Consider the following 13,772-nt stretch of genomic DNA (forward strand, 5'->3'; position numbering starts at 1 on the left):
TGTATTGATGACTTTCGCCGGGGGCTAACCAAGGTTCGAGTTAACCTCTTGGATGAAGCCCTTGGCGGCGTCCCGCGGGGAGATCTTCCCGAACAATACATCCGTGTTGAACCGGTTGAGGACCTCCATTGTTGCGGACGATCCGGCGGGGAACGGCAGCGGCGGCTCGATCTTCATCTCGGCAAGGCGGTCCAGGTACACCGCTTCCTTCTGCTGGGATTCCTTCAGGAGCGGAGTGATGGCGGCCTTGAGTTCGGTGTTGGCCGGCATGCCCCGGTCGCTCTTGATCTTGGTGGCAGCGTCAACATTGTTCACCAGGTAGTTGATGAAAAGGGCTGCTTCCTTGGGGTGTGCGGACTTGGAGGAGATGGCGTATTCCATGGAGGACCGCAGCCAGGATCCGGCCTGCTTGCTCTCGTTCGGCAGCTTCATCATGACCAGCGGGGAACCCGAGTAGGAGTTCATCTGGTTGCTCCAGGAAATCTTCATGCCCTGCTTGCCCTGGCCCATGAGGGTCATTTCGGGCTGGGCCGAGCCGTCCTCAACCGTCTGCGACGCGGAAGGGGCACCGCCGGATTCCATCAGCTTTTTGTTTAGCTCGAACCATTTGGCGGCAGTGTCCTCACTGATGCCCAGCTTCTTACCGTCGTTGGTATACAGGTAATCACCGTTCTGCCGGGCCCAGACGGCCAGGAAGGAGTCGTTTGCCATCGGGGTTGTACCGAAGGTTCCGGCGGGGGACTTTTTGGTGATCTCGGCCGCGATGTCCGCGTAATCGTCCCAGGTCCAGGTTTCATCGTCCGGCAGTTCCACTCCGGCAGCTTCGAAGACTTTCGGATCGATGACCATGGACATGGCATTCACGCCTGCGGTGAGGGTGTACTGCTTGCTGTCGATTTTGCCGAGGTCCACGGTCCCTTCGGCAAATTTCGAGATATCGATCTGGTCCTTGACCTTATCCAGGTCCAGGAGGACACCGCGGGTTGCATATTCACTCGGGTAAGCGCCGCTCATGGCAAAGACGTCGGGAGTGGTACCGCCGGCGATCTGGGTGGCCATTTTGTCCCAGTAGGAACTGAATTCCGTGTTCTCGCCCTGCACTTTGATGGTGGGGTTCGCGGCCTCGAAGTCCTTAATGACTTCGAGTGTAGTCTTGGCCCGGGAGTCGTTGCCCCACCAAGCGAAGCGGACGGTGACAGGATCTTCTACGGTCCCTACCTTTCCAGCTTCCGGGTTACTGCCGCAGCCGGTGAGAACCAGCGCCAATACTGCTGATGTGCCGGCTGCTGCCATCGACGACTTCTTGAGACCAAACCGCATTGTCCTGCCCGTCAGTTAGTAGATCCAGACGATGTGACGCCCGCTACAGAAAACGCTTTCTCAAAAACTAACAAAGGGCTATACAAGAGTCAAGAAACCGTTTACTTTGGTACCGAGCCGCTTTTTCATCCGCACCACCCGCAGGTGGTGCATGGACCATCGCCAACCCGGTGCCACCTTAACGGAAGCACTCCGGAAGGTGCTCGTCTAAGATCGCTCCGGCGATTACCAAACGTGGAGGCCACGATGACCAAAGGAGACCACATGGCCGCAAAACACATACCCAGGGCACCGCGCCCGGCAGGAATGCCGGCTGCAGCGGGGCAGCTGTTCGGAGCGGGGTTGCCACAGTGAGCGCCATCAGCGAACTCAGCTCGATTTCCCGGCGGAAGGGTAAAGCCACCGCCGAGGAGAAGAAGGCGAACGGCCGGGACAACAAGGCCGCCTACATCTTCCTGCTGCCATGGCTGGTTGGCCTGGTGGCCATCACCATCGGCCCCATGCTGATGTCCCTCTACCTGTCCTTCACGGACTACAACCTGCTCCAGCCGCCCGAATGGACGGGGCTGGAGAACTTTACCCGGATGCTCACCGATGCCCGGCTGCATAACTCGCTGCGGGTGACCTTCACCTACGTGTTCATCGGTGTTCCGCTCCAGCTCGCCGTGGCGTTGCTGATCGCCCTCGTCCTGGACAAGGGGTTGCGCGGGCTGCCGTTCTACCGGTCGGTGTTCTACCTGCCCTCCCTGTTGGGTGGTTCGGTGGCCGTGGCCATCCTGTGGAAGCAGATCTTCGGCACCACCGGCCTGGTCAACCAGGTCCTGGCGATGTTCGGCATCCAGGGCCCGGGCTGGATCTCGGATCCCAGCACCGCGCTTGGTTCGATCATCCTTCTGCACGTCTGGACGTTCGGTGCCCCCATGATCATCTTCCTGGCCGGCCTGCGCCAGATCCCGAACATGTACTACGAGGCGGCCAGGGTTGATGGCGCCACTACGCTGCAACAGTTCTGGAAAATCACCCTGCCGATGCTGAGCCCCATCATCTTCTTCAACCTGGTGCTCCAGATTATCGGTTCATTCCAGTCGTTCACCCAGGCGTTCATCGTCTCCGGCGGCAACGGCGGGCCCTCCGACTCCACGATGTTCTTCACCCTGTACCTGTACCAAAAGGGATTCGGCCAGTTCGATATGGGCTACGCGTCCGCCATGGCGTGGGTCCTGCTGCTGATCATCGGCGTCTTCACCGCCATCAACTTCATCGCTTCTAAGTATTGGGTTTTCTATGACGACTAAGCTTGAGACGCTGCCCGCCCCGGACAAGAAGTCAGCCGGCGCCGGCAAGCCTACGAACCGCAGGCCCAGAGTCCGGGAGTCCCGGGGTACCCTTGCGTTCAGCCGCTCCCAGCGGACAAAAGCCCTCATCAAGCACGCGATCCTGATCCTTGCCGGCGGGCTGATGATCTACCCGCTGCTGTGGATGGTGGTTTCCTCGCTGCGGCCCAACGACCTGATCTTCCGCGAGCCTGGCCTGTGGCTGAACAGCCTCGAGATGAGCAACTACACCTCCGGCTGGTCCGCGCTGACCCACCCCTTCGGCCACTACATGCTCAACTCGGCCATCGTGGTGATCGGTTCCATCCTGGGCAACCTGATCTCCTGCTCGATGGCCGCCTACGCCTTCGCCCGGCTGCAGTTCACCGGCAAGAAGCTGTTCTTCGGCATCATGCTGCTGACCATCATGCTGCCGTTCCACGTGGTCATCGTTCCCCAGTACATCCTGTTCTCGCAGATCGGCTGGGTGAACACCTTCTGGCCGCTGCTGGTGCCCAAGCTGCTGGCCACGGATGCGTTCTTCGTGTTCCTGATGGTCCAGTTCATCCGCGGCATCCCGAAGGACCTTGACGAGGCCGCCCGTATCGATGGAGCCGGCCACCCGCGCATCTTCCTGCGGGTCATCCTCCCTCTGATGGTCCCGGCCCTGGCCACCACCACCATCTTCACCTTCATCTGGACCTGGAATGACTTCTTCGGAGCCCTGATCTACCTCACGGACCCGGACATGTTCACCGTTCCTGTAGCCCTGCGGGCCTTTGTCGACTCGCAGTCCGCCACGAGCTGGGGATCGCTGTTCGCCATGTCCATCGTGTCCCTCCTGCCCGTGTTCCTGGTCTTCCTCTTCGGGCAGCGGTTCCTCATCAAGGGCATCGCCACCACAGGCATCAAGTAAACCGCTGCGGCTTTTCGCTACCGCCTTCCTGGGCGGTAGGGACGCCCCTGGCTGGGAACGGCCCGTCCGGCGACGGGCCGTTTCCGCCGTGCAAAAGAGTTTGCACAACACCCTTGTGATACAAGTTGACAACTTGTAGCATTAGGTCCAGAAAGCGGTTTCCCGTTTTTTCCCCGTCTTAGTTCCAACTTCATTCCTCCATCGCATCCAGCATCATGATCAAAGAAGATCGGAGTACCAGTGCCGCTTTTTTCCCGCTCTGCCTCCGCTGCAACCACGCAGCCGGCAGCAACATCCTCCACGGGCGCACGCCGCCCCTCACGTAAGACTGGCGTTGCAGCCGCTGCCGCCGCCGTCGTTATGGCTCTGAGCCTGAGTGCCTGCGGCGGGGGAGCCGGCCAGCAAAGCGCCGACGGACCCGTTGAGCTGCGGTTCTCCTGGTGGGGCGGCGACAAGCGTGCGCAGCTGACCCAGGAAGCCATCAAGCAGTTCGAATCCGAGAACCCGAATATCAAGATCAAGCCGGAATTCGGCGACTGGAGCGGATACTGGGACAAACTGGCCACCCAGGTCGCCGCCAACGATGCCCCGGACATCATCCAGATGGACGAAAAGTACATCACCGAGTACTCCAGCCGGGGGGCCCTCCTTGACCTCTCCAAGCACGACATCGACACCTCCAAGCTCGACGAAGCGGCCCTCAATGCCGGCAAGGGCGAGGACGGCCTGACGGGCATCGCAGCCGGCATTAACGCCGCCACCATCCTGGCCAACCCCAAGGTCTTCGAAGCCGCCGGAGTTCCGCTGCCCGACGATTCAAAGTGGACCTGGGAGGACTTCGAACGAATCGCCGCTGACATCACAGCCAAGTCCCCGAAGGGCACCTACGGTGCGGCCGCCTATGGAACCGATGAGGCGTCGCTCGGCGTTTGGCTCCGCCAGAACGGCAAGTCCCTGTACACCTCTGACGGCAAGTTGGGATTCGAACCGGGCGACATCGCCGAATGGTGGTCGTTCCTGAAGGAGCTCAGCGAGAAGAAGGCTGTTCCGTCCGCCTCCGAGGTGGTGGAAGCTGAGGCCGCACCGCTGGACCAGAGCGGCCTCGCCACCGGCAAGAACGGCATGGCTTTCTGGTGGTCCAACCAGGCTCCGGCTTTGGAAAAGGCATCCGGCGGCGACCTGAAGATCCTGCGGTTCCCCACCAAGACCGGCTCGTCCGAAGACGCCGGGCTTTGGTACAAGGCATCGCAGTTCTGGTCGGCTTCTTCGCGCACCAAGCACCCCGAGGAAACCGCCAAGTTCATCAACTTCCTGGCCAATAACGTCAAGGCCGGCGAGGCTCTCCTGGCCGACCGCGGTGTCTACCCCAACTCAGAAGTCCGCGCAGCCATCGAAGCCAAGCTGACTCCATCCGACGTGAAGGTGGTCAAGTTCATCGACCAGATCAAGGACGAACTCGGTGAGGCTCCGGCCCCGCCGCCGAAGGGCGCAGGCGCGATCCAGGAGATCATCAAGCGCTACACCTCCGAGGTTCTCTTCGAGCGGCTGTCCACTGAGGAAGCAGGCAAGAAGGCGCATGACGAGATGAAGTCCGCGATCAGCAGCTAGTCTCCACACTCCAGACACCAGCTGCTCCTCACACCGCCAACACGGCTTTGGACAACTTGGGTGGATGCGTCCTCCGCCCTAACGTCCGACGGCGGGTGGCAGCTCCGTCCCGGCGGGAACCTTTGGTTCCTCCCGGGACGGAGCTGTTTAACGAAAATGCCGCTCGACTCGAGGGGAATCCTGCCCGACGGCTGACTAGTGCCGCGGTTTCGTCTGGTCGTCTGACGAGGCAGTCCTCGGCTCCTGCGCCTCCTGTAGTGACAGAAGGGCAGTGCTTTTCGGCGTCCCCTTTGTTGCCAGTTCCAGGAACCAGGCTTCCCGTGGCGGGTCGGAACCGTGATGCGTCGAGCCCGACGGAGAATCTGCTTTTCTGACCGGCGACCTCGTTGCATGAGGTCCTCGAACGTTTTCCCGGTCGCAGACGTCAGTTTCCATGATTTGCGCCTGCCACCCTGGTGCTGAGAGCAGCCTGAGGTTCCGTGTTTTCGTTCGCGCGCTTATTCGCCGGATGTTGGTGGTGGGGGTGGTTTGAAGTAGGTGTTTTGTTGGGGTTTTTGGTGGGGGTCGAGGTGTTTTGGGGGTGTGAACGAGGGGGTGTTGTTGGTGGTGGTGATGGTCCATTGTTCTTTGTGGATGAGGTGGTGGTGGCCGCTGCAGAGGAGGACGCCGTTGTTGGTGTTGGTTTGTCCGCCGTGTGACCAGTAGGTGATGTGGTGGGCTTCGCACCAGGGTGCGGGGATGGTGCAGTTGGGGAAGGCGCAGCCTTGGTCGCGGGCGGTGAGGGCGCTGCGTTGGGCTGGGGTGAAGAGCCTGGTTTTGCGGCCGAGGTCGAGGATTTCGCCGTGGGTGCCGAGGAGTGCGGGGATGATGTCGGCGTCGCAGGCGATTTTGCGCAGGGTAGCGGCGGCGACGGGTCCGGTGAAGACGAAGTTCCCCGTGCCCGTGCTTGCGCCCATGCCCGTGCCCACGCCTGTGCCCGTGCCGGATTCGGTGGCCGTCGTGGCGGGGTCATGGCTCGCGACCGGACCTGGCGGCGTGGGGGTGCTGCCGGTGCCGCTGCGGCTGCGGCCGGGGTCTGGGTCGTTCCAGGCCCCTGTGTCTGCCCCGGTGGTGGCGCTGTGGTGGTGGGGGAAGAGGTCTTGGTAGTTGATGGTGGCGATGATTTGGGGGCGGTTGCCACCGGTGGCAGGCAGGGCGTTGGTGGCCAGGGCTACTTTGGCGGCGCCAACGAGGCCGTCGAGTTGTTTTTGTGGCCGGGTGCGCCGGTCCAGGTCCGGGTCAGTGTTGTTCTCGTTCCAGACCCCGTCCTGGGTGGTGCGGTCCTCTTCTCCGGTGCCGCCTTCGTTTTCTCCGGTGCCGCCTTCGTTGGTGCTGCCGTTGGTACTCGTGGCTCCTGCGGTAGTGCCTTCAGGGGTGGGGCCGGTGGTGCGGGGGTTGGTGGCGGTGTTCATGACCGTGAGGAGGTGTTCGTATTGGTCGGTGGTGGCGAAGATTTCGAGGTGGTGCAGGCCGTGGCGGGGTTTGCGGATGAACGCGCCTTGGGTGTGGCGGAGGGCTTCTTCGCTGGGTTCGGTGCCGTCGGCGTCGATGGTGTCGGCCCAGCGGCGGGCGACGCGGGCGAGGAAGTCGGGATCAGCGGTCGCTGCGGTGGTGGTGAGGTTTTCCTCGATGAGGGCGAGCTTCCCGGGGGTGGTGAGGTGCTGGAGCCGGTTCAGGGTCAGGCTGATGATGGTCCCGGCCCGGGACGAAACCGCGGGGATATTGGCGGGCGGGTTCTCCGCACGGTCCTTGGAGCCGGGGCTGGCTTCGGTGCCCGTGGTGTCTTCTGTGTCGGTGCCGGTGGTGTCTTCGGTGTTTGTAGCGTCTGTGCCCGTGCTGGCGGGTGTGGGGGTGAGGGCGGCGGCGAGGTGTTCGCGGGGCGCGGGGATGGCCTCGCCGGTGAGAGTAGTAGTGGGCAGGATGTCTGCTGCGAGGGCCAGACGGCGGTTGGCTTCGCTTTTGCCGATCCGGAGCCGGAGCCGGAGGAACTCGGCGGTGTTGGCGCAGCCGTCATCGGCCGGTGAGGTGATGACCCGGCCCTGGCCGCCCGTCCCGGTGCCGGTCTCGTTCCCGGTGCCGGGCCCCGTCCCGGTGTCACAGGCTGTCGGTTCGCCGGGCCAGTTGGTGTCGGTTTCGTTCAGGGTTTCGACCCCGTTGTCCCAGCCCGTGACCCAGGTCTTGCCGGTACGGGAGCGGCTGGCCCGGGCGGCGTCCGCGGCGGTAATGGCTTGGGTCCGGGTGCGGTCCACGGTCCCGGCGGAGAGGACCTGCAGGTACTCCACCCCGCGGGAGAGATCCTCCACCTCGCCGGCATAGTTGGCGGCTTCAACATAATCGGCTCCCGCAAGGATCCCGGGTGCGGCAGCAGCGGCCTCGGCCAGAAGCCTGCCGATCTCCGCCAGGCTCAACGGCTCCCGGCGCGTGTGCGCGACCATACCCGCCGGGCGCGATGCAGAATCAAAGGGCCCAGCAACTGCCGCCGGAGCTTCATCGGGCGCCGATGCTTGGACCGGCACGGACCCTTCCGGCACGGAATCTTCTAGTCCGGATCTTGGTGGTGCAGCGTCTGCTGGCCCGGATTCTATTTGTGCGGAATCTACTAGTCCGGATTCTGCTGGCCTGAACACTGCTGGTTCGAACGCTGCTGGTGCCGACTCAGCCGGCACCGCCCCGGCTGGTACGGCGCGAAGGGGCCACCCGGGACTAAGCCGGGTGCCGTCGTCGGCCTCGGAGGCGGCAGGCGAGCCCGGGATGCCGGATCCCGAATCAGTGAAGCCCGAATCACTGAAGCCCTCCGCCGGCGGCCGGGCTGCAACACCAGCCCGCCCAAGCACCACGACGTTACCGCCGTATTCCGCAGGCCGTTCCCCAATGGCTTCCATGGACCCATTCTTGTACCGGGGTCTGACAATTCTGCCGCCACCCGTCCCACCCATGGAAGAACCACAAGAAGAACCACCCGAAGATGCCCCTGGCTCAGCTCCAGAATCCGCGCTTTGGGAGCCATCAAGAACCAGCGCGGGCGCGGCAGCGTAACCGCCGAACTCCGCAAGCTGATCCCCAATGGCTTCCATAAGGCAACTCTGCCAAAGACCCCCGACAAAACCCGGCGCGAAGGCGGCTATGTGGATAAGTAAGGGCTTCAGTCCTCTGCAATCACCACAACGCCGCCGGCAGGAACCGTGCCGTCAAACCGCTCTCCGGAAAGCAGGTCAACTCCGGAAGCCTGGACCGTCCCGGATGAACGCAAGTGGTTGATGGCGAAAAGGAAGCTGCGGCCGTCGCCGGAACGGCGCCGTGTGAGCTCCACGCCAGGGTCGGCGCCGGCAGCGGGCGCAACACCCGACTCGTCCAGCAGCCGGTCCACAATCGACTCGATCCCGTCCCGGTCCGGGAACGTGGCGAGGTACCAGGCCGCACCGTCGCCGGCGGCCCGTCGGGTCAGTGACGGAACGCCCTCGAGCGGATACTCCGTAAAGGTCTGCACGGCTTCCGCGCCGGCAAGGTGTACGTGCTCGCTCCAGATCGAGGAGACCGCACCGTCGCTCAGCTTCAGCTGCCTGCCCGCCAGCAGCGGGTGGAATTCCTCCACCCGCACGCCCAGCAGTTCCCGGAACGCACCCGGGTAGCCACCCAGCCGCACGTGGTCCTTTTCGTCCGCAATCCCGCTGAAGTAGCTCACCAAAACGGTGGAACCGGCGGAGGCAGCCGCCGCAATGTTGGCGGCGGCCTCGTCAGTGACGGAGTACAACGTGCAGACCAGGACAAGGTCGTAGCCCTCCAGCGACGCCGACGGGTGCACCATATCCACGGACACGCCCCTCAGGAACAGGGAACGGTGGAAGGCGCGCAGGAGCTCCAGGTACTTCACGTCGATGCTCGGCTTGGAGTCGATTTCGCTGGCCCACCAGGCCTCGTAATCGAACACGATGGCAACACGTGATTCCACGCGGGAACCACGCACCGGGGCCAGCCGCTTCAGTGCGGCTCCCAGGTCAACTACTTCGCGCCAGACGCGGGTTTCCCGCCCGCCGTGCGGCACCATGGCCGAGTGGAACTTCTCCGAGCCGGCGAAGCTCTGCCGCCACTGGAAAAACATCACTGCATCGGCGCCGCGGGCCACGTGCGCCAGCGAGTTGCGCAGCATTTCGCCGGGCATCTTGGGCTGGTTGCGCGGCTGCCAGTTGACGGCCGACGTCGAATGTTCCATCAGGATCCACGGGTCGCCTCCCGCGATGCCCCGGGTGAGGTCCGCGGAGAACGCGAGTTCGATCTGCCGTTCGGGGTCGGCGGCCACCAGGTAGTGGTCGTTGGCGATGACGTCCAGGTCCTTGGCCCAGTCAAAGTAGTCCATGGATTTTGTGGCGCTGGAGGCCATCAGGTTGGTGGTGCAGGGAACGCCGGGGGTCACTTCCCGCAGGACGGCCACGAGTTCCCGGTAGTAGTCCATCAGTACCCAGGAGTTGAAGCGCTGGAAGTCCAGCTGCTGGCCCGGGTTCAGCGTGGACGGGGCAACGGCGGGCGGCAGGATCTCCTCGAACGAGTCGTAATTCTGGGACCAGAAAGCCGTACCCCAGGATGCGTTCAGAGCGTCGATGCTTCCGTAGCGCCGCTCCAGCCAGGCCCGGAATGCGGCGGCATCCTCTTCGCCGTAGAACTCGGAGACGTGGCAGCCCAGTTCGTTGTCCACGTGCCAGAGTGCCAGGGCCGGGTGGTCCTTGTAGCGCTCCGCCAGCACACGGGTGATTCCCGTGGCGTAACGGCGGTAAATGGCCGACGACGGCGAGTAGTGCCGCCGCGACCCCGGTCCCAGCACGGTGCCGTCAGCCGTGACCGGGAGGATCTCCGGATGCTTCCGCACCAGCCACGCCGGGGGAGCAGCCGTGGCAGTGGCGAGGGCAACCTTGACGCCAATTCCAGCAAGGTTGTCCATCACCTCGTCCAGCCAGCCAAAGTCGTACGTGCCCTCGGACGGCTCCAGCAGTGCCCAGGAGAAGATTCCCACGCTAAGGAAGCTCACGCCTGCTTCCTTCATCAGCTCCAGGTCCTCGAGCCGGACGCTGACGGGCCACTGTTCCGGGTTGTAGTCACCGCCGTAGGCGATGCCTTCGATGTTGTTCCAGACACTGGCCGGGCTGGAAGTTTCCTGCAAAGTCATGGGACTCCTTTGTCTGCTGCGAAGATGGAAGCGGCGTGAAAACCAGATCTTTGGAAAACGCTTGCCCAGAATACTGGAAAACGCTTGCCCATTACCGGGAATGCGGATATTGTATCGATTCAGAAGCCGTGTAAGCCAGCTCACTACTCACGTTATAGCTTTGAGCAAAGGGACTGCACACATCGAGCAAGGAGGCTCCCATGATCAACAGAAGGCATTTCCTCACCACCGTAGCCGTCGGTACCGCATCTGCCGCGGCACTGGCGGCCTGCGGAACTGGCTCCAGCTCTTCCGGAGAGACCGGCTCCGCGGAGAAGCCCGTCACCATCAACTACACCTGGTGGGGCAACGACGACCGCGCTGAGCGTACCCGCAAGGCCATTGCCTTGTTTGAATCGAAGAACCCGGACATCAAGGTCAACGGCAACTTCACCGACTTCGCCGGCTACTGGCAGAAGCGTGCCACCGAGGCAGCCGGCGGCGGCCTGCCGGACGTGATGCAGTGGGACCTCTCCTACCTGCGCGATTACGGCCAGCGGAACCAGCTCCTGGACCTGGGCACCGTCAAGATCAACACGGATGCCTTCGAGAAGTCCCTCCTGCCCTCCGGCCAGATCAAGGGCAAGCAATACGGCATCCCCACCAGCACCAACGCCTTCGCCGTCTACTACGACCCGGCCAAGCTGGCGTCCCTGGGCATCGCCGAGCCGACGGGCAAGTGGACCTACAAGGAATTCAACGACTTCCTGGCCCAGGTGGGCACCAAGAGCAACAGCGCACTCTTTGGCTCCACCGACTACACCGGGGTGTGGTGGATGTTCAACATCTGGCTGCGCCAGAACAACATCGAGGCCTTCACCGCAGACGGCAAGCTCGGCTTTACCAAGGACGATATGAAGAAGTGGTGGAACACCACCGCCGGACTGCGCGGCACCCCTGCCATCGTCTCGGAGGAGCGCGTCACGCAGCTCGCCCCCAAGTCGCCGTTCGGTTCCAACGTCACGGCCACCGAGGTCACCTGGGACAACTTCATGGCCGGCTACCTCGGGGACAGCGGCGCCAAGGAGCTCAAGCTGGTTCCGGTCCCGTCCGACGATCAGGACAACCTGGGCCTGTTCCTGAAGCCGTCCATGCTGATGGTGGCCAGCGCCAAGACCAAGTACAAGGACGCCGCCGCCCGCTTCATCGACTTCATGATCAACGATCCCGAGGTAGGACAAATCTTCAAGACCTCCCGCGGTGTTCCGGCCTCCAAGACCCAGCGTGACGGCACCACCTTCGAAGGTACCGACAAGCTCGTGGTGGACTACGAGAAGTCCATTGAAAAGTACCTCAAGGACGCTCCCGAACCGCCGATCGTTGGCTTCGGCACCCTTGAGGCTTCCTTCAAGCGTGTCAGCTCGGACCTGAACTACGGAAAGCTGACCATCGACAGCGCAGCCGACGCATGGTTCAAGGAAGCCGAAGACCTCATCAAGCAGAACGCCTGATCAGGCAGACCGCCGGATCCAGTGTTCACAACTGACGGATTGAACTCGTGACTCAAAGCCCAACATTGAGCAGGCGTTCGGCGCACTCCGATTCCACGCTGCCGCGCAAGTCGCGGCAGCGTGGGGCGGACGCCCGCGCCGGCTACACCTTCCTGCTGCCCTGGCTGCTGGGATTCATCGTCCTCACCTTGGGGCCCATGATTTCCTCGCTGTACCTGTCCTTCACGAACTACAACCTGTTCGATCCGCCCAAATGGATCGGGCTGGACAACTACACCACCATGTTCCAGGACGAACGGTTCCTGCAGTCGGTGGGCGTGACCGTGGGCTATGTTGTCTTCGGTACCCCGCTCAAGCTCGCAGCCGCACTGGCAGTGGCAATGCTGTTGAACAGCGCGCGCAAGGGCCAGGGCTTTTACCGGTCCGCGTTCTATGCCCCGTCCCTGATCGGCGCTTCCGTATCCATTGCGATCGTCTGGAAGGCGATGTTCGGTGATTCCGGTCCGGTTGACCAGGGCCTGTCCTTCTTCGGCATCAACCTCGGCGGCTGGGTGGGCAACCCCTCCATGACCATGCCGATGTTTATCCTGCTGACCGTCTGGCAGTTCGGCGCCCCGATGGTGATCTTCCTCGCCGGCCTGAAGCAGATCCCGGCGGACCTCTACGAGGCTGCGTCCATGGACGGTGCCGGCCCGGTGCGGAAGTTCTTCAACATCACCTGGCCCATGCTCTCCCCGGTGGTCTTCTTCAACCTCCTGATGGAAACCATCCACGCGTTCCAGATCTTCAGCTCGGCCTACATCATCTCCAACGGCGAAGGCGGCCCGGCCGGCTCCACCCTCTTCTACACCCTCTACCTGTACCTGCGCGGTTTCAGCGACTTCCGGATGGGCTACGCCTCCGCGATGGCCTGGCTTCTCCTGATCGTCGTGGGCATCCTGACCCTGATCATCTTCCGCACGTCCAAGTCCTGGGTCCACTACAGCGGTGATGCAAAATGACAACCATGGCAACCCCCACCCAGTCCGCCTCGGACGCCCAGGTGCCCAACTACAACCCCAAGTCTGAGTCGACTACGGCCAAGCGGGCCAAGAGCACCCTCTTCCACGTGGTGGCCATCGCCCTGACCGGAGTGGTCCTGTACCCGGGGCTGTGGATGATCGCCTCATCCTTCAAGCCGAACGCAGAAATCGGCGGCACCAACACCTCCCTGTGGTCCAACAACTTCAGCTTCGACAACTTCGTCACGGCCATGGACGGCATCGGCGGGGTCTCCACCCTGCAGTTCTTCACGAACTCGCTGATCCTGGCCATCGGTGCCGTGGTGGGTACCATCCTCTCGGCGTCCGTCTCGGCCTACGCCTTCGCCCGGATCAAGTTCCCCGGCCGCAGCATCTTCTTCGGCATGATGATCGCCACCCTGCTCCTGCCCTTCCACGTGGTGATCATCCCGCAGTACATCGTGTTCCAGCAGCTCGGCCTCGTGGACACCTACGTGCCGCTGCTGATCGGCAAGTTCCTCGCCGCCGACGCTTTCTTCGTCTTCCTGATGGTCCAGTTCATGCGCAACCTCCCCGGTGAGCTGGACGAGGCTGCACGGATCGACGGCGCCGGCCACGTCCGGATCTTCACCTCCATCATGCTGCCGCTGATGAAGCCGGCCCTGATCTCCACGTCGATCTTCTCCTTCATCTGGAGCTGGAACGACTTCCTGGGCCCGCTGCTCTACCTGAACACCCCCGAAAAGTACCCGCTGCCCCTGGCCCTGCGCCTCTTCGTGGACCAGACCCAGAGCTCGGACTACGGCGCCATGATCGCCATGTCCGTCCTGGCCCTGCTGCCGGTACTGATTTTCTTCCTGGTGTTCCAGCGCTACATTGTTGAAGGCGTCTCCACCCAGGGCCTCAAGGGCTAACGGAAGACCGATA

At 62.9% G+C, this 13,772-nt stretch carries 10 protein-coding genes; 7 read left to right on the forward strand and 3 right to left on the reverse strand.

The genetic code is table 11. The features are described from left to right. Nucleotides 1-24: 24 nt before the first annotated feature. Nucleotides 25-1,293 (reverse strand): ABC transporter substrate-binding protein, encoded by a 1,269-nt coding sequence (locus QF047_RS02960; RefSeq protein WP_307273749.1) that lies wholly within the window; start codon nt 1,291-1,293, stop codon nt 25-27. Between the two features lie 377 nt (nt 1,294-1,670). Here QF047_RS02960 and QF047_RS02965 point away from each other — a divergent pair, with 377 nt between their 5' ends. The 3 genes from QF047_RS02965 to QF047_RS02975 all read left to right on the forward strand — a co-directional run bounded on the left by QF047_RS02965 (nt 1,671) and on the right by QF047_RS02975 (nt 5,157). Next, nucleotides 1,671-2,615 carry a carbohydrate ABC transporter permease gene (locus tag QF047_RS02965; protein ID WP_307273751.1) on the forward strand — a complete coding sequence of 315 codons (945 nt, stop codon included), beginning with the start codon at nt 1,671-1,673 and terminating at the stop codon, nt 2,613-2,615. Then, the gene (locus QF047_RS02970; RefSeq protein WP_306635568.1) at nt 2,605-3,549 is read left to right on the forward strand and encodes a carbohydrate ABC transporter permease; all 945 of its coding nucleotides are present in this window, start codon (nt 2,605-2,607) and stop codon (nt 3,547-3,549) included. The genes QF047_RS02965 and QF047_RS02970 overlap by 11 nt, the downstream gene beginning before the upstream one ends. Nucleotides 3,550-3,789: 240 nt before the next feature. Then, nucleotides 3,790-5,157, forward strand: coding sequence for an ABC transporter substrate-binding protein (locus QF047_RS02975; protein ID WP_307273753.1), 1,368 nt, complete (start codon nt 3,790-3,792; stop codon nt 5,155-5,157). 497 nt (nt 5,158-5,654) lie between these two features. On the opposite strand, the gene QF047_RS02980 is transcribed toward QF047_RS02975, so the two are convergent. Next, nucleotides 5,655-7,631 (reverse strand): HNH endonuclease signature motif containing protein, encoded by a 1,977-nt coding sequence (locus tag QF047_RS02980; protein ID WP_307273755.1) that lies wholly within the window; start codon nt 7,629-7,631, stop codon nt 5,655-5,657. Nucleotides 7,632-8,192: 561 nt separating this feature from the next. Between QF047_RS02980 and QF047_RS02985 the strand changes: the two genes are divergently transcribed. Further along, nucleotides 8,193-8,333, forward strand: a complete 141-nt coding sequence (locus QF047_RS02985) for a hypothetical protein (protein WP_307273758.1) — start codon at nt 8,193-8,195, stop codon at nt 8,331-8,333. A gap of 5 nt (nt 8,334-8,338) precedes the next feature. Here the strand turns inward: QF047_RS02985 and QF047_RS02990 are convergent, their stop codons facing one another. Further along, nucleotides 8,339-10,354 carry a beta-galactosidase gene (locus QF047_RS02990; protein WP_307273761.1) on the reverse strand — a complete coding sequence of 672 codons (2,016 nt, stop codon included), beginning with the start codon at nt 10,352-10,354 and terminating at the stop codon, nt 8,339-8,341. Nucleotides 10,355-10,554: 200 nt separating this feature from the next. Between QF047_RS02990 and QF047_RS02995 the strand changes: the two genes are divergently transcribed. The 3 genes from QF047_RS02995 to QF047_RS03005 are packed head-to-tail and all read left to right on the forward strand — an operon-like array spanning nt 10,555 to nt 13,759. Further along, nucleotides 10,555-11,844, forward strand: a complete 1,290-nt coding sequence (locus QF047_RS02995; protein ID WP_306635564.1) for an ABC transporter substrate-binding protein — start codon at nt 10,555-10,557, stop codon at nt 11,842-11,844. Nucleotides 11,845-11,891: 47 nt separating this feature from the next. Beyond that, nucleotides 11,892-12,845, forward strand: coding sequence for a carbohydrate ABC transporter permease (locus QF047_RS03000; protein WP_306635563.1), 954 nt, complete (start codon nt 11,892-11,894; stop codon nt 12,843-12,845). Beyond that, nucleotides 12,842-13,759: a carbohydrate ABC transporter permease gene (locus QF047_RS03005; protein ID WP_306635561.1), complete on the forward strand. Its 918-nt coding sequence runs from the start codon at nt 12,842-12,844 to the stop codon at nt 13,757-13,759. Before QF047_RS03000 ends, QF047_RS03005 begins: the two co-directional genes overlap by 4 nt. Nucleotides 13,760-13,772: the final 13 nt, after the last annotated feature.

Source organism: Arthrobacter sp. W4I7, from assembly GCF_030816215.1.
Lineage (GTDB): Bacteria > Actinomycetota > Actinomycetes > Actinomycetales > Micrococcaceae > Arthrobacter > Arthrobacter siccitolerans_A.

Coding starts and splice junctions, on each gene's coding strand:
- QF047_RS02980 (WP_307273755.1), bottom strand. CDS start 7,631: ATGGTCGCGCACACGCGCCGGGAGCCGTTGAGCCTGGCGGAGATCGGC.
- QF047_RS02960 (WP_307273749.1), bottom strand. CDS start 1,293: ATGGCAGCAGCCGGCACATCAGCAGTATTGGCGCTGGTTCTCACCGGC.
- QF047_RS02995 (WP_306635564.1), top strand. CDS start 10,555: ATGATCAACAGAAGGCATTTCCTCACCACCGTAGCCGTCGGTACCGCA.
- QF047_RS03005 (WP_306635561.1), top strand. CDS start 12,842: ATGACAACCATGGCAACCCCCACCCAGTCCGCCTCGGACGCCCAGGTG.
- QF047_RS02970 (WP_306635568.1), top strand. CDS start 2,605: ATGACGACTAAGCTTGAGACGCTGCCCGCCCCGGACAAGAAGTCAGCC.
- QF047_RS02990 (WP_307273761.1), bottom strand. CDS start 10,354: ATGACTTTGCAGGAAACTTCCAGCCCGGCCAGTGTCTGGAACAACATC.